Origin of the sequence: Mesorhizobium sp. C416B, from assembly GCF_030323165.1 — a bacterium.
Classification (GTDB): Bacteria; Pseudomonadota; Alphaproteobacteria; order Rhizobiales; family Rhizobiaceae; genus Mesorhizobium.
Genome location: NZ_CP100471.1, coordinates 4163665 through 4182777, shown reverse-complemented (window position 1 = coordinate 4182777; position 19113 = coordinate 4163665). Strand labels below are relative to the sequence as shown.

17 protein-coding genes are annotated in these 19113 nt (G+C 63.9%); 2 read left to right on the top strand and 15 right to left on the bottom strand.

Annotation, left to right across the window (positions count from 1 at the left end):
• Nucleotides 1-18: 18 nt before the first annotated feature.
• The 4 genes from NLY43_RS20365 to uxaC all read right to left on the bottom strand — a co-directional run bounded on the left by NLY43_RS20365 (nucleotide 19) and on the right by uxaC (nucleotide 4359).
• Entirely contained in the window at nucleotides 19-1299 is a 1281-nt protein-coding gene (locus tag NLY43_RS20365; protein WP_023684106.1) for a TRAP transporter large permease, read from the bottom strand.
• A complete protein-coding gene (locus NLY43_RS20360; RefSeq protein WP_023668678.1) occupies nucleotides 1300-1863 on the bottom strand; it encodes a TRAP transporter small permease in 564 nt (187 codons plus the stop codon).
• A 70-nt stretch (nucleotides 1864-1933) separates the two neighbouring features.
• On the bottom strand, nucleotides 1934-2911 hold the full coding sequence (locus NLY43_RS20355; protein ID WP_023684104.1) for a TRAP transporter substrate-binding protein: 978 nt from the start codon (nucleotides 2909-2911) through the stop codon (nucleotides 1934-1936).
• A 38-nt stretch (nucleotides 2912-2949) separates the two neighbouring features.
• Entirely contained in the window at nucleotides 2950-4359 is a 1410-nt protein-coding gene (uxaC, locus tag NLY43_RS20350) for a glucuronate isomerase (RefSeq protein WP_023712018.1), read from the bottom strand.
• Between the two features lie 175 nt (nucleotides 4360-4534).
• Between uxaC and NLY43_RS20345 the strand changes: the two genes are divergently transcribed.
• On the top strand, nucleotides 4535-6037 hold the full coding sequence (locus NLY43_RS20345; protein WP_023712019.1) for a mannitol dehydrogenase family protein: 1503 nt from the start codon (nucleotides 4535-4537) through the stop codon (nucleotides 6035-6037).
• A gap of 100 nt (nucleotides 6038-6137) precedes the next feature.
• Here the strand turns inward: NLY43_RS20345 and NLY43_RS20340 are convergent, their stop codons facing one another.
• The 6 genes from NLY43_RS20340 to NLY43_RS20315 form a co-directional block, all read right to left on the bottom strand.
• Nucleotides 6138-6545, bottom strand: a complete 408-nt coding sequence (locus tag NLY43_RS20340) for a F0F1 ATP synthase subunit epsilon (RefSeq protein ID WP_023668674.1) — start codon at nucleotides 6543-6545, stop codon at nucleotides 6138-6140.
• Between the two features lie 109 nt (nucleotides 6546-6654).
• Nucleotides 6655-8226 (bottom strand): F0F1 ATP synthase subunit beta, encoded by a 1572-nt coding sequence (gene atpD, locus NLY43_RS20335; RefSeq protein ID WP_023698224.1) that lies wholly within the window; start codon nucleotides 8224-8226, stop codon nucleotides 6655-6657.
• A gap of 70 nt (nucleotides 8227-8296) precedes the next feature.
• Nucleotides 8297-9181: a F0F1 ATP synthase subunit gamma gene (locus tag NLY43_RS20330; RefSeq protein ID WP_023668672.1), complete on the bottom strand. Its 885-nt coding sequence runs from the start codon at nucleotides 9179-9181 to the stop codon at nucleotides 8297-8299.
• 34 nt (nucleotides 9182-9215) lie between these two features.
• Nucleotides 9216-10745, bottom strand: coding sequence for a F0F1 ATP synthase subunit alpha (atpA, locus tag NLY43_RS20325; protein ID WP_023684101.1), 1530 nt, complete (start codon nucleotides 10743-10745; stop codon nucleotides 9216-9218).
• The gene (locus tag NLY43_RS20320; RefSeq protein ID WP_023712020.1) at nucleotides 10745-11305 is read right to left on the bottom strand and encodes a F0F1 ATP synthase subunit delta; all 561 of its coding nucleotides are present in this window, start codon (nucleotides 11303-11305) and stop codon (nucleotides 10745-10747) included. Before NLY43_RS20320 ends, atpA begins: the two co-directional genes overlap by 1 nt.
• Before the next feature lie 246 nt (nucleotides 11306-11551).
• On the bottom strand, nucleotides 11552-11947 hold the full coding sequence (locus NLY43_RS20315; RefSeq protein WP_023712021.1) for an AGROH133_08824 family phage infection protein: 396 nt from the start codon (nucleotides 11945-11947) through the stop codon (nucleotides 11552-11554).
• A 138-nt stretch (nucleotides 11948-12085) separates the two neighbouring features.
• Here NLY43_RS20315 and NLY43_RS20310 point away from each other — a divergent pair, with 138 nt between their 5' ends.
• Complete coding sequence (locus tag NLY43_RS20310) at nucleotides 12086-12274, top strand: hypothetical protein (protein ID WP_023668668.1); 189 nt, start codon at nucleotides 12086-12088, stop codon at nucleotides 12272-12274.
• 16 nt (nucleotides 12275-12290) lie between these two features.
• Here the strand turns inward: NLY43_RS20310 and NLY43_RS20305 are convergent, their stop codons facing one another.
• The 5 genes from NLY43_RS20305 to NLY43_RS20285 all read right to left on the bottom strand — a co-directional run bounded on the left by NLY43_RS20305 (nucleotide 12291) and on the right by NLY43_RS20285 (nucleotide 19093).
• On the bottom strand, nucleotides 12291-12986 hold the full coding sequence (locus NLY43_RS20305; RefSeq protein ID WP_023712022.1) for an aspartate/glutamate racemase family protein: 696 nt from the start codon (nucleotides 12984-12986) through the stop codon (nucleotides 12291-12293).
• A 110-nt stretch (nucleotides 12987-13096) separates the two neighbouring features.
• Nucleotides 13097-14431: a lysine N(6)-hydroxylase/L-ornithine N(5)-oxygenase family protein gene (locus NLY43_RS20300; RefSeq protein ID WP_023712023.1), complete on the bottom strand. Its 1335-nt coding sequence runs from the start codon at nucleotides 14429-14431 to the stop codon at nucleotides 13097-13099.
• Nucleotides 14428-16248, bottom strand: coding sequence for an IucA/IucC family protein (locus tag NLY43_RS20295; RefSeq protein WP_031199469.1), 1821 nt, complete (start codon nucleotides 16246-16248; stop codon nucleotides 14428-14430). Before NLY43_RS20295 ends, NLY43_RS20300 begins: the two co-directional genes overlap by 4 nt.
• Nucleotides 16245-17309 carry a GNAT family N-acetyltransferase gene (locus NLY43_RS20290; protein ID WP_031199470.1) on the bottom strand — a complete coding sequence of 355 codons (1065 nt, stop codon included), beginning with the start codon at nucleotides 17307-17309 and terminating at the stop codon, nucleotides 16245-16247. Before NLY43_RS20290 ends, NLY43_RS20295 begins: the two co-directional genes overlap by 4 nt.
• Nucleotides 17306-19093 carry an IucA/IucC family protein gene (locus tag NLY43_RS20285; RefSeq protein ID WP_031199473.1) on the bottom strand — a complete coding sequence of 596 codons (1788 nt, stop codon included), beginning with the start codon at nucleotides 19091-19093 and terminating at the stop codon, nucleotides 17306-17308. Before NLY43_RS20285 ends, NLY43_RS20290 begins: the two co-directional genes overlap by 4 nt.
• Between the last annotated feature and the right edge of the window lie 20 nt (nucleotides 19094-19113).

Below are 19113 nucleotides of genomic sequence, written 5' to 3'. Positions count from 1 at the left end.
ACCCCTGTTTGAAGACGCCTATTTGAACACGCTCGGCAACCAGAGCGAAATCGCCGGAATATAGGTCACCAGCCCCAGAACCACGATGCCCGCGCCATAGAACGGCCAGATCGAGCGCATCGCTTCCCAGACCGTAATCTTGCCGACGGCACAGGCGACGAACTGCACCGTGCCGACCGGTGGCGTGTTGAGGCCAATGCCGAGATTGAGGATGGTGATGACGCCGAAATGCACGGGGTCGACGCCGTAATGGGTGACCAGCGGCAGGAAGATCGGCGTGCAGATGATGATCATCGGCCCCATGTCCATGAAGGTGCCGAGCAGCAGCATCAAGACGTTGAGCAGAAGCAGCACCACCAGCGGATCGGTGGAGATGGCGTTCATGCCTGCGATCAGCAACACCGGCACTTTGAGATAGGCCATCAGCCAGCTGAACGAGGCCGCCGTGCCGATGATCAGCAGCACCATTGAGGTCGTGCGCACCGCGCCCTTTGTGGCATGGACGAAATCGCCCCAGGCCATCGACCGGTAGACGAAGACGGTGACCAGCAAAGCGTAGATGATGGCGATGCAGGAGCTTTCCGTCGCCGTGAAAATGCCCGAGCGAACGCCGCCGAAGATGATCCCGATGAGCAGAAGTCCGGGGATGGCGATGACCGCCAGCTGGCCGACACGCGAGAAGCCGGGAAAAGCCTCGACCGGGTAGCCGCGGCTGCGGGCGACGAAATAGGCGGTGACCATCAGCGAAGCGGCGAACAGCAGACCCGGCAGGATACCGGCGGTGAACAGGTCGGCGATCGAAATCTTGCCGCCGCCGGCGATCGAATAGATGATCATGTTCTGCGACGGCGGCAGAAGCAGCGCGATCAGCGCCGCCATCGAGGTGACGTTGACGGCATAGTCGGCTCCGTAGCCGCGCGCTTTCATCTGCGGGATCATCAGCCCGCCGACGGCAGCGGCTTCCGCCACCGCCGAGCCGGAAATGCCGCCGAACAACGTCGCGGCGATGATGTTGACCTGACCGAGCCCACCGCGGACATGACCGACCAGCGAGCCGGCAAAGGAAACGATGCGCTGCGCGATGCCGCCGCGCACCATCAGGTCGCCGGCAAAGATGAAGAACGGGATCGCCATCAGCGAGAACGCCGACATGCCCGACTTCAATTGCTGGAACACCACCAGGGGCGGCAGGCCGAGATAAAGCACGGTGGCGAAGGACGCCGCACCCAGGCAAAAGGCGATCGGCGTGCCGGCAAACATCAAAAGCGTGAAGACGCCAAACAGGATCCAGAGTTCCATCTAGGCCTCCTGCACGGCCGGCATTTCCGGCACTTCTTCGAGATTGATATCCTTGTCGATGTCGGCGCCGGACCAGCGCAGCGCGATGCGTTCGGCCGAGAACAGGCAGATCAGAAAGCCGCCGGCAACCAGCGGCAGATAGTCGAAACCGCCGGGAAGTTCGAGCGCCGGGATGACAGTGTGCCAGGTCAGCCCGACCAGCTTGCAGCCGTACCAGACCATGCCGAAGCCGAAGCCGAACGCGATCAGGTCGGACAGGGTGCGCAGCGCCCATTTGCTGCCCTTGGGCAGGATATAGAGCAGCACGTCGAAGCCCATATGGTAATTCTCGCGCACGCCGACGGCAGCGCCCAGGAAGATGAACCAGTTCATCAGCATGATGGCGGTGACTTCGGTCCAGCTCGGTGACGCGTTGAGCACGAAGCGGGAAAACACCTGGTAGGCAACAAGCGCGGTCATGGCGACCATCCCGATGCCCGCGAGATAGAGCGCACCGTCGCAAATCTTCGAAAGCACCGCGCTGAAGCGCGGTGGCGCTCCGCTCCTGGCCGTTCCCGCAGTCATCCGATCCTCCCGGTCTTTCCGTCCCCTAAAAGCGATTGGCGGGGCGGCGCCATGCCGCCCCGCCAGAAAATCACTTGGTCGCCTGGATGCGCGTCGCGAGGTCCTTGAGCTCCGGCGTCTTCAGATACTTGTCGTAGACCGGCTTCATCGCATCGATCAGCGGCTGCTTGTCGATCTCGCTGACCTTGACGCCGGCCTTCTCGACGATCTCTCGCGACTTCTTCTCCTGCGCGTCCCACAATTCGCGCATCTTGACGACGCTATCCTTGGCCGCCTGCTTGACGATCGCCTGGTCTTCCGGCGTCAGTCTGTCCCAGCTCGATTTCGACATCACCAGCACTTCCGGCACGATCTGGTGCTGGTCGACGGTATAGTGCTTGGCGACTTCGTAGTGCTTGGCGGATTCGAAGCTGGGCCAGTTGTTCTCGGCGCCGTCGATGACGCCGGTTTCGAGCGCCGAATAGACCTCGCCATAGGCCATCGGCGTGGCGTTTGCGCCAAGCGCGTTGACCATGTCGACGAACACGTCGGACTGGATGACGCGGAACTTCATGCCTTTCAGATCGGCGATCGAGGTGATGTCCTTCTTGGTGTTGTAGAAGGAACGGGCGCCGGAATCGTAGAAGGCAAGGCCGACCAGATCATGCGTCTCGAAGGCCTTGAGGATCTCGTCGCCGATCGGCCCGTCCATGACATGGCGCATGTGCTCGACCGAACGGAACATGTAGGGCAGCGACGGCACCGCGGTTTCCGGCACGATGCCGTTGAACGGACCCATCGAGACGCGGTTCAGATCGATTACACCGGTCTGCGTCTGCTCGATCGTGTCTTTTTCCTCGCCGAGCTGCGCCGAATGATAGACCTCGACCGAATAGCGGCCGGCGGTGCGCTCCTTGATGAGCTCGCCGAGATATTTGACCGCCTCGACGGTCGGATACCCGTCCGGATGGGTGTCGGCCGAGCGCAGTACGGTCTGGGCGCCGGCAACGCCGATCATCAGCGAGCCGAAGGCGAATGTGGCTGCCATCAGTTTTGAAAAATGCAACATGACTGTCTTCCTCCCTTTTAAAATTCCACGCGCCCGGCTCACAGCCGGTACGCCTTCTTGGCAAGCGTGTAGGCAAGCTCCCGCGCCAGCTCATGCGCCTCGTCCTCACGCAGCCGGTGCTCGGCGACGAGACGGGCGAGAAAGGCGCAGTCAACCCGGCGCGCCACATCGTGACGGGCGGGAATCGACGGAAAGGCACGGGTGTCATCGTTGAAGCCGACGGTGTTGTAGAAGCCGGCGGTCTCGGTGGTCATCTCGCGGAACCGGCGCATGCCTTCCGGACTGTCGTGGAACCACCAGGCCGGCCCGAGCTTCAACGCCGGATAGACGCCGGCCAGCGGCGCCAGTTCGCGCGCGTAGCTGGTCTCGTCGAGCGTGAACAGAATGATGGAGAGGTCGCGCTCCAGCCCGACGCAGTCGAGCAAGGGTTTGAGCGCCGCGGCATAGTCGGTGCGGGTCGGAATATCGAAGCCTTTGTCGCGGCCGAATTTTTGGAAAACACCAGGCGAGTGGTTGCGCCAGGAGCCGGGATGGATCTGCATGACCAGCCCGTCGTCGCGGCTCATCTTGGCCATTTCGGTCAGCATCTGGGCGCGAAACAGCTTGCGCTCGCGCTCGTCGTCCGAGCCGCGGCGGATGCGGTTGAACAGCTCTTCCGCCGCCGCATCGGAAAGATTGGCGGTCTCGGCCGTCGGATGGCCGTGGTCCGACGAGGTTGCGCCGAAGCTTTTGAAGAAGGCGCGGCGCTGGCGATGGGCGTCGAGATAGCCGACCCATGTGCCGGTGTCGCAGCCGGCGATCTCGCCCAGACGATCGAGATTGGCCGAAAATCCTTCGAAGTCGGGATCGACGACGGCATCCGGCCTGTAGGCAGTGATGACGCGGCCCTGCCAGCCGCTGTCGCGGATCGTCTTGTGCCATTGGAGATCGTCGAGTGCGCCCTCGGTCGTCGCGATGACCTCGATGTTGAAGCGCTCGAACAGCGCGCGTGGGCGATAATCGTCGCGCTGCAAAAGCGCCGCGATGGTGTCGTAATGGCGGCTAGCGGTGCTGGCGTTGAGCGGCTCTTCGATGCCGAACAGATGCTCGAGCACATGGTCGAGCCACAACCGCGTCGGCGTGCCGCGGAAGAGGTAATAGTGCTCGGCGAAGCGCCGCCAGATCGCCCTGGGATCGGTCTCGACCGGCGAGCCGTCGAGGGTCGGGATGCCGAGATCTTCCAGCCGCACGCCCTGGCTGAACAGCATACGGAAAATGTAGTGGTCGGGCACCACCAGCAATTGCGCGGGATCGGGGAATGGCTCGTTGAGCGCATACCAACGCGGATCGGTGTGGCCGTGCGGGCTGATGATCGGCAGGTCCTTGATGCCGGCATGGAGATCGCGCGCGATCGACAGCGCGCGCCCTTCGGCGGCAAAAAGCAGATCCGGATCGGTCAGTCCCGCCACGTCGTTCCTCCCAGGGGCGATATCGGTAGGATTGGAAAGAAATAATGTCAACATACAAAAACTAGATTGTTGTATGATGACTTTTAACCGGCGTCAGGTCATTGTGCGGCGGAAGAGCGGATGTTACGCCGCTAGCAGATCCCGCCCCGCACACCATCCAGCGACAAGCCGCGCCATGACCAGCAGACGCCTTTCCAACGCAACAGTGCAATCCTTGCCGGCCTCGGTCGCGGTCCCCCCCTATGATCGCGCCAGTGTCGCCCCAGGCATCGTCCATCTCGGCGTTGGAGCCTTCCACCGTGCCCATCAGGCCGCCTATGTCGATGACTGCCTGGCGGCCGGCGAGACCGGCTGGGGCATTGTCGGCGTCTCGCTGCGCAGCCCCGACACGCGCGATGCGCTGACGCCACAGGACGGGCTCTACACGCTGGCGGTGCGCGGCAGCGATGGCGAAGCGCTGCACATTATCGGCTCGATCCAGTCGATGCTGGTCGCGCCGGAAGACCCCGGCGCGGTGCTGGCCGCGCTGACCGACCGGCGCACCCGCATCGTCACCCTGACCATCACCGAAAAGGCCTATCTCAGGGCCGCCGACGGCAGCCTCGACGAAAACCATCCCGATATCGTCCACGATCTGGGCAATCCCGGATCTCCCAGGACAGCGCATGGATTCCTGGCGGAAGCGCTGGTGCGACGCCGGGCCGCCGGCACGCCGCCCTTCACCGTGCTTTGCTGCGACAACCTGCCGGCCAATGGCGCCACGCTGCACCGGCTGCTGGTCGGGTTTGCAAAACTGCGCGATGCCGGCGCTGCTGCTTCAGGCGACGCTGCCCTCGCCGGTCATATAGCCGATGACGTTGCATTCCCATCGAGCATGGTCGACCGCATCGTGCCGGCAACCACCGATGCCGACCGGGCGCGCATCGCGGTCGAACTCGGCCTCGAGGACGCCTGGCCGGTGATGACCGAACCGTTCCGGCAATGGGTGATCGAAAACAGGTTTCCAGCCGGCCGCCCGGCCTGGGAGAAATTCGGCGTCACCATGGTCGAGGATGTCCGGCCGTTCGAGGACATGAAGCTTCGGCTGCTCAACGGCGCCCATTCGGGCATCGCCTATATCGGCCTGCTCAGCGGCCACGTCACCGTCGACCGCGCCTTCGCGGATCCCGCGATCCGCGCGTTCGTCGACCGGCTCTGGGCCGAGGCCATCCCGACATTGCCTGCGGATGCCGGGCTCGACACGTCAGCCTATACGGCCGAACTTGCCGAACGTTTCTCCAACACCGCGCTGGCCCACCGCACCGCGCAGATCGCCAATGACGGCAGCCAGAAATTGCCGCAGCGCATTGTCGCTACCGCCATCGAGTGCATCCAGGCCGGCCTGGTCCCGGAGCATCTGACGCTGGTGATCGCCGCCTGGATCGCCGCCTGCGAGGCGCGCGGCAAGGACCTGCCGGAAGCCCACTTTACCGATCCGCTCGACGCCGCGTTGGCGGCGCTCGGAGCGCAGCCGACGCTGGAACGGGTGGTGACGGTGTTTGACCTCGCCGGCTTCGCCAGCGGCAGCCCCGAGCGCCAGACGCTGATCGAACTGGTTGCCGCCCATCGCGAGCATATCCTGCAAGGCGGGGTGGCGCTCGCGCTCGCGGCACTGGGTGTACCGGGAAAGACCAGGTGACCTGACGTCGCCTGGATACAAAAAGCCGGGCTTAAGCCCGGCCTGTTTCATACCTTTGCCCGACCATGACCCCTCGGATCACGTCCAATCATTCTGCGGCTTACGCCGGCAGCAGCGCGCCTTCGAGCGTGGTAAGCTGGCTAAGGAACTGCTCCGCCTTGCTGCGGCTCTGGTCGTCCTTGGCGTCGGCGGCGTCTTCCTTGGCTTCCTGGATGCGGCGGGCGAGATCGGCGCGGTCGATATCGCCGACGGCGACCGCCGATTCGGCGAGCAGCGTGCAGCCGGCAGGGACGATGTCGGCAAAGCCGCCGAACACCACATAGCGTTCTTCCTTGCCGCCGGCGGTCTTCAGCGTGACGACGCCCGGCTTGATCGTGGTCATGACTGGCGCATGGTGCGCCATGACTGTCATTTCACCTTCGGCGCCTGGAATGACGACGGACTCGACCTGCTCGGAAACCAGGAGGCGCTCCGGCGAGACCAGTTCGAACTTGAAAGCTTCAGCCATGTCAATTTAGTGAGTAGGGAATAGTGAGTAGGGAGTAAGGAGAGGACAGCTGTCCTGATCACCCGGCCGCTATTCACTACTGACTACTGACTACTCCCTATTGCCTTGATTACGCTGCTTCAGCCGCCAGGCGCTGAGCCTTCTCGACCGCTTCGTCGATGCCGCCGACCATGTAGAAGGCGGCTTCCGGCAGGTGATCGTAGTCGCCGTTGCAGAGGCCCTTGAAGCCCTTGATTGTGTCGGCGAGGTCGACCAGCTTGCCCGGCGCACCCGTAAACACTTCGGCGACGAAGAACGGCTGCGACAGGAAGCGCTCGATCTTGCGGGCGCGGGCCACCGTCTGCTTGTCCTCTTCCGACAGCTCATCCATGCCAAGGATGGCGATAATGTCCTGCAGCGACTTATAGCGCTGGAGGATCGACTGCACCTGGCGGGCGACGGCATAGTGCTCCTCGCCGACGACCAGCGGATCGAGCATGCGCGAGGTCGAGTCGAGCGGATCGACGGCGGGGTAGATGCCCTTTTCCGAGATCGCGCGGTTGAGCACGGTCGTCGCGTCCAGGTGGGCGAACGAGGTCGCAGGCGCCGGGTCGGTCAAATCGTCGGCCGGCACGTAGATCGCCTGCACCGAAGTGATCGAACCCTTGGTCGTTGTGGTGATGCGTTCCTGCAGCGCACCCATGTCGGTGGCCAGCGTTGGCTGGTAACCCACGGCCGAAGGAATACGGCCGAGCAGCGCCGACACTTCAGAACCGGCCTGCGTGAAGCGGAAGATGTTGTCGACGAAGAACAGCACGTCCTGGCCCTGGTCGCGGAAATATTCGGCGACCGTCAGGCCGGTCAGGCCGACGCGGGCACGCGCGCCCGGCGGCTCGTTCATCTGGCCATAGACCAGTGCCGCCTTGGAGCCTTCGCCGCCGCCCTTCTTGTTGACGCCGGACTCGATGAACTCGTGATAAAGATCGTTGCCCTCGCGGGTGCGCTCGCCGACGCCGGCGAAGACCGAGAAGCCGCCATGCGCCTTGGCGACGTTGTTGATCAGCTCCTGGATCAGAACCGTCTTGCCGACGCCGGCGCCGCCGAACAGGCCGATCTTGCCTCCGCGGGCGTAGGGCGCCAGAAGGTCGAGCACCTTGATGCCGGTGATCAGGATCTGCGCTTCCGTCGACTGTTCGACATAGGTAGGCGCCGGCTGGTGGATGGCGCGCATCTCGATGCCGTCGACCGGGCCTTCTTCGTCGACCGGCTCGCCGATGACGTTGATGATGCGGCCGAGCATGCCCGGGCCGACCGGAACGGTGATCGGCGCGCCGGTGTCATAGACGTCCTGGCCGCGAACCAGGCCTTCGGTGGAATCCATGGCGATACAGCGCACGGTGTTTTCGCCCAGATGCTGGGCAACTTCGAGCACCAGGCGGTTGCCGACATTGGAGGTTTCGATGGCGTTCAAAATGGCCGGCAGATGATCGCCGAACTGCACGTCGACGACGGCGCCGATGACCTGGCGAACCTTGCCGATGGCGCCGGTCTTCTTGACGGCAACGCTCGTCGTCTTCACTGCCGGAGCCGCGGCCTTGGCGGGCGCGGCCGCCTTCTTGGCCGGAGCGGCCTTCGCCGCTGCTGCCGGAGCCTTTGCGGCCGCCTTGGGGGCCGTCTTCGCGGGGGTCGCTGCTTTCGCCATCGTCTTTACCCTTCTCGTCCTTTGTTTCTCACGCTCCATCAGAAGGTCGATGACCTCCTGGCGGTCGCGCCTAGAGCGCTTCGGCGCCCGAAATGATTTCGATCAGTTCCTTGGTGATCTGCGCCTGCCGCTGGCGGTTATAGGTGATCGACAGTTTGTTGATCATGTCGCCGGCATTGCGCGTTGCATTGTCCATGGCGCTCATTTTGGCGCCCATCTCGCCGGCTGCGTTTTCGAGCAGCGCGCGGAAGACCTGGACCGAGATGTTGCGCGGAATGAGGTCGGTGAGGATCTCGCCCGGCTCCGGCTCGTATTCGTAGACGGCATTGCCACCCGCGGTCGCTTCGGCGGGAGCGGAGGCCACGCCGGCAGGAATGATCTGCTGCGCGGTCGGAATCTGGCTGATCACCGACTTGAACTGCGAATAAAACAGCGTGCAGATATCGAAGCCGCCTTCGCCGAACAGATGGATGATCTTACGGGCGATGGCATCGGCATTGACGAAGCCGAGCTTCTTGACATCGCGCAGGTCGACGCGGTCGATAATGAGCGAGGCATAGTCTCGGCGCAGAATGTCGAAACCCTTCTTGCCGACGCAGATGATCTTGACCTGCTTGCCGTCGGCCAGCAGCCGGCGGATATGGTCGCGGGCCAGACGTGCAATCTGCGAGTTGAAGCCGCCGCAAAGGCCGCGCTCGGCGGTGCAGACGACGAGCAGATGCACATCGTCCTTGCCGGTGCCGGTCATCAGTGCCGGGGCATCGCCGCCGCCGCCGATCGCCTGCGTGATATTGGCCAGCACCGCACCCATCCGCTCGGAATAGGGACGCGCCGCTTCCGCCGCTTCCTGCGCGCGGCGCAGCTTCGCCGCGGCGACCATCTGCATCGCCTTGGTGATCTTCTGCGTCGCCTTGACCGAGGCGATACGGTTACGAAGGTCTTTTAATGAAGGCATGCTTCAAACCTGATCCCGAGCGTCCGGCTTCTTCTCAAGCGAAGGTCTTGGCGAAGGCGTCGATCTCGGCCTTCAGCTTGGCGCGCAGATCGTCCGACAGCGCCTTTTCCTTGCGGATGCCGTCCAGCACGTCCTTGCCGGCCGAGCGCATATGGCTGAGCAGACCATGCTCGAACTTGCCGACCTGGTTCAGCGCCAGCTTGTCGAGATAGCCGTTGACGCCGGCGAAGATCACCGTGACCTGCTCCTCGACCTTGAGCGGCGAGAACTGCGGCTGCTTCAACAGTTCGGTCAGGCGCGAGCCGCGGTTGAGCAGGCGCTGCGTGGCGGCGTCGAGATCGGAGCCGAACTGCGCGAACGCAGCCATTTCGCGGTACTGCGCCAGCTCTCCCTTGATCGAGCCGGCGACCTGCTTCATCGCCTTGATCTGCGCCGACGAACCGACGCGCGACACCGACAGGCCTACGTTGACCGCCGGACGGATGCCTTGGAAGAACAGGTTGGTTTCGAGGAAGATCTGGCCGTCGGTGATCGAGATCACGTTGGTCGGGATGTAGGCCGACACGTCGTTGGCCTGCGTCTCGATGATCGGCAGCGCGGTCAGCGAACCGCCACCCAGATCGTCGTTGAGCTTGGCGGCGCGCTCGAGCAGGCGCGAATGCAGGTAGAACACGTCGCCCGGATAGGCTTCGCGACCCGGCGGGCGGCGCAGCAAGAGCGACATCTGGCGATAGGCGACGGCCTGCTTCGACAGATCGTCATAGCTGATCAGCGCATGCATGCCGTTGTCGCGGAAATATTCGCCCATGGTGGCGCCGGTGAACGGCGCCAGGAACTGCATCGGCGCCGGATCGGAAGCTGTGGCGGCGACGATGATCGAATATTCAAGGGCGCCGCGCTCTTCGAGAACCTTCACGAACTGCGCGACCGTCGAGCGCTTCTGCCCGATGGCGACGTAGACGCAGTAGAGCTTTTCCTTTTCCGGCCCGTTGTCGTGCACGGCCTTCTGGTTGAGCATCGTGTCGAGGATGATCGCGGTCTTGCCGGTCTGGCGATCGCCGATGACCAGCTCGCGCTGGCCGCGGCCAACGGGGATCAGCGCATCGATGGCCTTGAGGCCGGTCGACATCGGCTCGTTGACCGACTTGCGCGGGATGATGCCTGGCGCCTTGACGTCGACGCGCTTGCGTTCGGTCGCCTTGATCGGGCCCTTGCCGTCGATCGGATTGCCGAGCGCGTCGACGACGCGGCCGAGCAGGCCCATGCCGACAGGCGTATCGACGATGGCGCCGGTGCGCTTGACGATGTCGCCTTCCTTGATGTCGCGGTCGGCGCCGAAGATGACGACGCCGACATTGTCGGCTTCGAGGTTGAGCGCCATGCCGCGGATGCCGCCGGGGAACTCGACCATTTCGCCGGCCTGGACATTGTCGAGGCCGTAGACGCGAGCGATACCGTCACCGACGGACAGCACCTGGCCGACTTCGGAGACCTCGGCCTCCTTGCCGAAATTCTTGATCTGGTCTTTGAGAATTGCGGAAATTTCCGCGGCGCGGATGTCCATCAGCCGACCTCTTTCAGTGCAAGCTTGAGCGAATTGAGTTTGGTTTTGAGCGACGTATCGATCTGGCGCGAGCCCATCTTGACCACCAGCCCGCCGAGCAGCGACGGATCGACGGTAACAGTGATGGCCACGTCCTTGCCGGCGACGCCTTTCAGCGCGGCCTTGAGTTCCGTCTGCTGGGCAGCCGTCAGTTCATGCGCCGAAGTGACCTCGGCTGATGTCTCACCGCGCTGTTCGGCAGAGATCCGGCGAAATGCCTTGATCATGCCGGGCACCGCGAAGAGCCGGCGGTTGCGGGCGACGACGCGCAGGAAATTGCCGGTCAGGCCGGTGATGCCGGCTTTGTCGGCGATCGACGCGATTGCCTTGGCATGGTCCTCGCTGGAGAACACCGGGCTGTTGATGAGGCGCGTCAGGTCGGCGCTGTCATCCAGCATCTTGGCGAAACTGTTGAGGTCGGCCTCGACCTTGGCCACCGAATTCGACTGCCGCGCAAGTTCGAACAGCGAACCCGCGTAGCGTTCTGCGACACCCGAGATTGGCGATGACGATTGAGCCACGGACCGTCTTTTCTCTTGTCTGAGGGGCCGCAGATTGTTGGCGCGAGCAAAAACTCTGGCTAAATCTTTGACCTTACTAAGTTTTTCCAAGCACGGAGGCGCGGCTTCCGCTATCCCCGGCCGAAAGTCGATTGCCGTCTAGCACAGGCATTTTAAGACCGCAATGCGTCGTTCCGCATGCTTTTCGGGCACTATTGTCGCATCCGGCCGTAGAGTTCAACCGAAGCCTTTGGATTGGCTGCCGATTCAGGGCAGAAAGCCGAAGACGAAGGCGAGCGGCAACGCGGCCAGGACGAGTTCGACGACGATCGACGCCCAGTTGAAAGGCGTGTTGGCGCCGTCCGACATCATCGACAGCAAACGGCCAAAAGCGGTGAACAGCCAGGAAAAGCCGAGTGCCATATAGAGCCACGGCTGCGCCAACAGAATGCAGCACAGGCTGACGCCGAGATAGAAGCCCGACATCCGGCCGCGCCCTTCCGCGATTGCCGCTGCCCTTTCGGGCCGGACCTGCAGCCGCAGAATCCGAAATGCCAGCCCTGGCGCGAGGAAAAACAGCAGACCGAGCGCCAAGGTGACCACGGCGCTGGACCAAGCCAGCCATTCGCCTTCGCTGGTCGGCCACGGAAACGCAAATTCCATCTTGCTTTCATCCCCTCACAGCAATGCCGGATGCATTGAATGTCGCTGCAAAAAGAAGTCAAGCGCGCGGCAGTTTTGGCACGCAATTCGTGAAGGAGCGGAAGGCTGTTTAGGCCGCGCGCGCGTCCGGCCAGCATCGTGGCCAACCTGTATTATCAGGCGACGCCTCCCTCCTATCTGCAGGACCGGTTTTGCACAGCCAAAGGCCCCGACACCGATCGCCTTTATTTCCTGACCGGGCACCTCAATCTGGCCGGCACGGAAGCAGATCGATGGAAGCTGAAAGTGGTCGGCAGCGGCAATGTCGCCGTGGCCGCCCAGCCCTGATCTCTGTTTTGGCCCTTCAGGGCAGCATGAATGCGACCGCCGCCTCAGCATGGATGCGCGTGGTGTCGAACACCGGAATGTCGAAATCGCGCTCGCCAATCAACATGGTGATCTCGGTGCAGCCCATGATGACGCCATCGATCTTCTCATCGCGTCGCAGACGGGCCACCTCGTCGATATAGGCCGCCTTCGATGCCGCGCTGACGATGCCCTGGCAGAGCTCGTCGTAGATTACCTGGTGCACCATGTCGCGCCCGGCCTGGTTCGGCACCACGGGCTGCAGCCCGTATTTCTCCGTCAGCCGGCCTTTGTAGAAATCCTGCTCCATGGTGAAGCGGGTCGCCAGCAGCGCCGGCCGCTTGACGCCGGCGCCCTTGACCGCGACGGCCGTGGCGTCGGCAATGTGGATAAGCGGGATCGACACCGCCGCCTGCACCCGGTCGGCGAGCTTGTGCATGGTGTTGGTGCAGATCAGCAGACCCTCGGCGCCGCCCGCCTCCAGCTTGCGCGCCGCATCCGCCAGCAGCACGCCCGCACTGTCCCAGTCGCCATGATGCTGCCGGTCGGCGATTTCGGCGAAGTCGAAGGAATAGAGCAACAGCTTTGCCGAATGCAGCCCGCTCAGCCGCACGCGCACGATCTCGTTGAGCAGGCGATAATAGATCGCCGTCGATTCCCAGCTCATGCCGCCGATAAGGCCAAGGGTTTTCATGCGCTGAGCCTCCAGCAGGACCGAACGATCTCTCTCACAGAAAAGCTTTACGGGTCGATGTCAATCTTAACGCGCGCCGTACCACGCTCTTCGGCCCGCCTCCACAAACATCACCGCGCGCCCGATTCGGTCATCCTCGCATTGGCGCCGAGATGATGCAGGCTTTGTGTCGTGTGCCTTGAACTCCAGGCAACCGGCGGATCGGGCAGATCGAGATCGAACTGTGCCCGCCCGAGCAGCGAATTGACGATCTTGGCGCTGCGCCAAGCCATCAGGCTGAGCTGCGGCTCGGCTATGCCATGGCTGAGCCGGCCGGCATTGAGTGCGTAGATCCGGCGGTCGTCAGGCCCGTCCCATTCGACCTCGAAGCTGGCGTTGAGCCTGTAATGACCGCGCTCGTCCAGCGCGATCCTGTTCGTGAGCGGTGCCATGCAATCAGGAATGGCAAAGGCATAGCCGGTGGCCAGAACCACCGCATCGACGGTGCGCGTCTCGATGGCGCCGTCGAAGCCGTTGCGCATGATCAGCCGGTATTCGCTGCCTTCCCGCGTCACGTTCAGCACTTCGCGGTGCGGCGTCATGTTGACCGCCGTCGTTTCCTCCGAGAGGTGCCGCAGCGTGTAAAGCTGGCGATAGATCGCCTTCAGCGTGCTCGTCGATGCGCCGTCACCGGCAAGCAGCTGCTGTTCCAGGATCGTCTCGCGCCGCCCTTGCGGCAGCCGATGGAAGTTTTCGACATAGCCCGGCGTGAAGAGTTCGTCGGTGAAAGGCGAGTCGTCCAGTGGCAGGAAATTCGGCCGCATCGAGATCCACTCGATTTCGCGGCCGGCGAAGCGGTCGGAGGAGATCAGATGCAGAAGCACTTCGGCGCCGCTCTGGCCACCGCCGATCACGGCGACACGCTGTCCGCTCAGGCGATCGAGGCGGTTGGCGGCCTGGGCGTTGTGGAAGCATTGATCGGAGGCCGCCGCCCGCGCCCAGGCGGGGATGTTGGGCACCAGCCCGACGGCAATGGCGAGATTGCGCGCGTTCACCTGCTCGCAGCCGATACGCAGCCTGAAATTCGTTCCGTCGAAGTCGATCCGGTCGACGGCGCTGGCGAAGCGCAGCGAAGACAAGTTCTCGCCGACCCATCCGAGATAGCGGGCGAATTCCGGCCGCGGGATGGCTGAGAAATCCGCGTTGAGGAATTCATAGAACCGCTTCTGCGCGACCAGATAGGACATGAACGACCATGGGCTGGTCGGATGCGTCGCGGTGACGAGATCCTTGAGGAAGGATGTCTGCAGTTCGACGCCCGGCAGCATCATGCCCGGGTGCCATTCGAGCCGCGTCGCCCGATCGAAGAAGCGCGCTTCGACGCCGTCCACCGCATCGAGATGGGCGGCGAGGCTGAGATTGAACGGCCCGATGCCGATGCCTGCGAGGTCAAGCGTATGGGTCATGGCGAACTCCTTATGGAGCTGGCTGGGCTGATGGGAGATCGCCGGGCTGACTCGGGGTTAAGCCGATTGTCGAGCGGTGTGCCAAGGTCGGGCAGAGGGCGTTCGCCGCTGTCGCCGTAGCCGATGGCGAAGCGCACCTTGTTGATGGCGATGCGTGGGATCTTCGGAGCAAACAGATCGAAGAGCGCGAACCGTTCCGACAGCTCCGGGTTCTGCGCCTGGTAGCGCCGGATGGCGGCGGCCAGGATGGCGTAGAAAGTCCTCTCGTCGAAGCGGTCATAGGCGGCCAGCGCCTCGGAAAGGAAGCGCAGAACGCTGACGATGTGTCCCGTCTGCAAATGCTGGAGAAGATGTGCCGGCGGCCGGCGCTTCAGCGTCGACAGGATTTTGGGGTCGAGGCCGGCCAGTTCGGGAAACGGCTGGTCGACGAGGTCGAGGTCGCCCTGAAAGTCCTTGACCGCCACGCCGAGAGGCGTCGCTCCGTCGAGGATGATGGTGACGTTCTGGCCATGGGCGATGAAGCCGACGCCGTAACGGCACATGAAGTGGTAGAGCGGCACGAAGGCCGTGGAGAACAGGCGATCGAGCCATGCCTCCGGACCAAGGCCGGACTGCTCGATCAGGGCGCTGGCGATCGGCCTGCCATGCGCGTCGCGCTGCGGCAGGGCGCCCATCATCATCGGCCGCTGGCCCGCTGTCAGATCCTTTTCGGGGCTTTCGCGCCATATGGCGCCCAGCATCTCGCAAAACTGATAGGGCGCGCCTTCAACGCCGGTATAGTGCGGATGCGGATAGAAGGCGCCGGCGACTTCCTTCAGCACCTTGACGTCCTTGAGCACCGGGTCCGCGGCCGCCACCGTGGCCAGCCAGCGCGACAGATCGGCGCCGATCGCCATGTATTTGCCCGGCACGCCGCGCCACGCTGAGGTGTTGAGGATGGTCAGCGGCAGCTTGACATGCAGCGCCTCGGGCCGTGCCACATTGGCAAGCGTGCGCAGCGACTGCAAGGGCAGGAACGCGTCGCCGAACTGGCCAAGCGGCACCAGCCGGCCGGCAGCGATCTCGCTACCATATTGCGAGGCGATCATCGCCTGCCACTGCCAGGGGTGGACCGGCAGCAGCCTATGCGTCGATCGCGAGATCCCGGCGGCGCTGAAAGCCGCTTCGAGCCTTGCGCGCTCGTAGTCGCCGAGTGCGGCCTGCAGCAGCGCCTCTTCGTCGAGCCCGCAGTCAAGCGCCAGCAGGCAGCGATCGCTGGCGGCGGCAAGCCAGAAGAGCTGGAATGCGGTGGCCGATTCTGGCGCGTAGCGCTCGAAGTCGTCCCGTCCCCAGCCAAGCCGGCCCTTGTTGGCGGGCGCCTTCGGATGGCCGTCGAGCAATGCCTGCAACTCGGTATCCGGCAGCGCGGCTAGTTCGGCGGCTGGTCGATTGCCGCGGGCTTTGGCGATCCGCATGTCGGCCATCAGCGTGTTGTAAAGCTCCTTCGCATAGGTGCAGAATGTTGCCGGCGGCATGCCGAGCGTCTCGCGCGCGTCGGCGAAGAAGGCGACCGCATCGTCGACCGGCAGCTCGATGCCGGCATCGCGGGTCAGCGTCTCCGGACGGACGGCGATCTGACCCCACAGGCGCCGCGTCGCGGCAAAGCGATAGGTCAAGCCGGGGCCGAGCGTCAGTTTCCATCGGCCGGGCGAAAGCTCGCGCGGCGACAGGCACTCCTCGAAGGTCAGTTCGGAAATGGCCTTGGCGACGGCATCGCGGTTGATCGCGGCCCAGCGTGTCGCCTCGCCCGCTTTGGCAATCGGTTGCTGCACCGTCACATCGGCACCTCGCGGAAGAAGCGTTCCCGCTCGCAGCAGACCAGTGCCGCGCGCTTGTGCGGGAAGTCGAACTCCTTGACTTTGTCGTAGGCGGCGCCGGCGCAATAGCTCAGCATCTTCTGGTGCGCTGCGCGTGGCTCGCCGACGACGCGCTGCGTGCGCGGCTCGTCGAGGAACAGATAGTGGGTGACGGAACGGAACAGAGCCAGCGTCTTCGGCCGGCCGAGATGGCGCGTATTGCCGATCAGCCCATGCCAGCCGCGGTCCCAGTCGAGCGGCTCGTAATAGGGCCCGAGCCGGTCCTCCTTGGCCCAGTAGAACTCGAAATAGCCGGTCGGCTCGCCGTCGAAGCTGGCGATGACGCCGAAAATATGCGGATCGCTCTCCTGCTCGGCGAGATATTTGTCGAGCTCCTCATGGCCCCGGGCAAGCTCCCAGAAGAAGGCGATACGGCCATCGTTCATCCAGCGATGGAAGAGGTCGAGATCGGTCCGGCGGTCGATCGGCCGCAACGACACGGTGAGACCGATCTCGGCAATCCAGCGTTCGTACATCGGGGCGCAGGGGCGCGGTTGGCGCAATGGCGGCAGCCGGTCTTGCGGGCCGATAGCGGTCGTCAATGCCGGATAGGTGACATGCGAGGCCTGGCTGCGCCACAGCAGCGGCAGCTGGCGGAGGACCGAGCGATGGATGACGGCGCGTTCCGGTTCACCCGGAACCGTCTCGGTGGCCAGCGCCGAAACCGGCCACAGCGTCTTGGCCGCCGGCAGGAAGGCGCGGTCGAAGGAAGGATGCAGGCGCAGCGCGGCGTCGACGAGACCTGCAAGGATTTGCGGTTGGTCGAGGCGGCCGCCAGTGAACGCGACATCGTCGATGAGCAGGCGGCCATCCGCGATGGAGATGCGGGCCTGTCCCACCGCTGTTCCCTCAGCGTTGACCAGGCTGACATGGCCATCGCCGGCACGGATGGCGAGCGGCTCCGCGGCCGAGGCCAGATGCTGCCATCCTTCGTTGCCGGCGACGGTGGCGGGTGACCAGTTCTTCGCAGCCTCGATGTTCATGCGTATTCTCTCACATGCAGGGGGTTGGGAAGCTCGACGTAACCTGCCAGCGGATCGGTCACCTCGGTGTTCTCATTGATGTCGCGCAGCGCGATCAGGAAATTGCCCTTGGCAGCCAGCGTCGGCGCGTTGAGCAAATAGTCGACGCAGGACCGGTCAGCCATCGGCGTGGCGGCCAGCCGCTCGAGCGAGCGGCGGAATATCGCCAGCAGATCGTCTTCGTTGGTGAGGCCAGCGGCGGCAAGGGCTGCGACGGCGGCGAAAGCGCCATTGACGACCAGATAGTAGCCGAACAGCTTCGCAGCCGCTTCCGCTGGGAAGACATGATCGCCCGCCTGACCGGCCTCGGGCACGAATTCGCGCAGCCTGGGCAGGAATTCCTCGACATACCCGGTGCCCTGGCAGTCGCGAAAATAGAGCGCATTCGGCCAGCCGCCGGCGAGGCCGACGACGAGGTTCTGCTGATGGGCGCCGAACAGCAGGCCGAATTCCGAGAAGGCAACGATAAACGGCTCGATGGCGGCATGAAGGAAACGCTCGAACCACAAACGCGCCGTTTCCTCGACAGGTCGCTTCTCGTCGCGGGCGATACGGTGGACCAGGTCGGACAGATGGCTTTCGGTACGGCCGGGATGGCGCTCGCAAAGCGCGCCGAGAACGGCAGCCGGCGGATTGCCCGTGCCGCGAAACGGATTTTCGCGAAACGAGACGATGGTATCCGTCATCAGCCGGCCGTCTTCGTCACGCAGGCCGAACCAGGCGGGCTCACCCAGCACCGTCATGGTCGGGCAGCGCCGCTGCAAGGCATAGCCGAGCTTGCCCTTGACCAGCCGGTGCACCGAAAGGCCGCGCCGGCACTCATGCTCCTCGACGATGCGCCTGGAATTGGTCAGGCGCAGGCTGAGCGAGAATTTCAGCATCCACTCGGCTTCAGACGAATGAACCGTGCGCAGCGAGGTCGTGGCCCGCCACGCTGGTCCGCCGAGCCCAACATCGACGATACGACCGGCGCGAAACAGGCGCTCGACGCGGTCTTCCAGCATGAGCCGTACGGCCTGCCACGGATGCATCGGAACGAGAACCTTGCCCTGTTGCTTGCCAGCCCGAGCAAGCAGCTGCGGATCGCTGGCGGCAAGCCCGCGGACCATCTCGGTGACATCTAGCGGCTCGACGCTGCCTCCAGTGAGGATGGTCGGGTCGACGGCCCACCAGCGCAGTTTGAACGCATTGCAGTATTCATGCCCGAAGCGCGCGGAATCCGTGTGCGTGAACTCTTCGCGACTCATCGGCGCCGGATGCACGGCATGGCCGAAGCGCAGGGCGCTTTCGGCATCGATGAAATCAGGATCGCCTTCGGAGAAGGGCCGCGACGATCCACGCGCCGCAGTCGCGTCAGCGATTGCGGCGATGCTGGCCAGGCTGCGGCGCAGGAAGGTCAGTCGGCTTTTCGCTGTCGCCCGGCCGGCAATGTCGGGATCCGCCAGGATCAGCGCCAAAAGGCTGAAAAGGTCGATCTCGGTCGCTTCGCCATCGGCCCCCTCGTTACTAGTATCGAGGCGCCAGAGCGGCATCGCTAAATCGTGGTAACCAACCTTCGAGCGATGCCGCGCCTCGACGAGCACCGCCGCGCGCGAGGCAGGGAAATTCAGACGCAGCACGGCTGCCTGCGGCCGAAACAGCCCGGTTTGCCTGGCGTCGACGAATTCCCAGCTATCCCATTCCCGCAGCAACGCATTGAGTAACGGGCTTAATGCAGAGGAAGATTCTGGTTTTACTTGTTCCATGTGCATCCCCCATAAATCCC

Excerpts from the sequence above, each read along its gene's own strand:
- NLY43_RS20365 (WP_023684106.1), bottom strand. The coding sequence starts at position 1,299 with ATGGAACTCTGGATCCTGTTTGGCGTCTTCACGCTTTTGATGTTTGCC.
- NLY43_RS20360 (WP_023668678.1), bottom strand. The coding sequence starts at position 1,863 with ATGACTGCGGGAACGGCCAGGAGCGGAGCGCCACCGCGCTTCAGCGCG.
- NLY43_RS20355 (WP_023684104.1), bottom strand. The coding sequence starts at position 2,911 with ATGTTGCATTTTTCAAAACTGATGGCAGCCACATTCGCCTTCGGCTCG.
- NLY43_RS20345 (WP_023712019.1), top strand. The coding sequence starts at position 4,535 with ATGACCAGCAGACGCCTTTCCAACGCAACAGTGCAATCCTTGCCGGCC.
- NLY43_RS20340 (WP_023668674.1), bottom strand. The coding sequence starts at position 6,545 with ATGGCTGAAGCTTTCAAGTTCGAACTGGTCTCGCCGGAGCGCCTCCTG.
- atpD (WP_023698224.1), bottom strand. The coding sequence starts at position 8,226 with ATGGCGAAAGCAGCGACCCCCGCGAAGACGGCCCCCAAGGCGGCCGCA.
- NLY43_RS20330 (WP_023668672.1), bottom strand. The coding sequence starts at position 9,181 with ATGCCTTCATTAAAAGACCTTCGTAACCGTATCGCCTCGGTCAAGGCG.
- atpA (WP_023684101.1), bottom strand. The coding sequence starts at position 10,745 with ATGGACATCCGCGCCGCGGAAATTTCCGCAATTCTCAAAGACCAGATC.
- NLY43_RS20315 (WP_023712021.1), bottom strand. The coding sequence starts at position 11,947 with ATGGAATTTGCGTTTCCGTGGCCGACCAGCGAAGGCGAATGGCTGGCT.
- NLY43_RS20305 (WP_023712022.1), bottom strand. The coding sequence starts at position 12,986 with ATGAAAACCCTTGGCCTTATCGGCGGCATGAGCTGGGAATCGACGGCG.
- NLY43_RS20300 (WP_023712023.1), bottom strand. The coding sequence starts at position 14,431 with ATGACCCATACGCTTGACCTCGCAGGCATCGGCATCGGGCCGTTCAAT.
- NLY43_RS20290 (WP_031199470.1), bottom strand. The coding sequence starts at position 17,309 with ATGAACATCGAGGCTGCGAAGAACTGGTCACCCGCCACCGTCGCCGGC.
- NLY43_RS20285 (WP_031199473.1), bottom strand. The coding sequence starts at position 19,093 with ATGGAACAAGTAAAACCAGAATCTTCCTCTGCATTAAGCCCGTTACTC.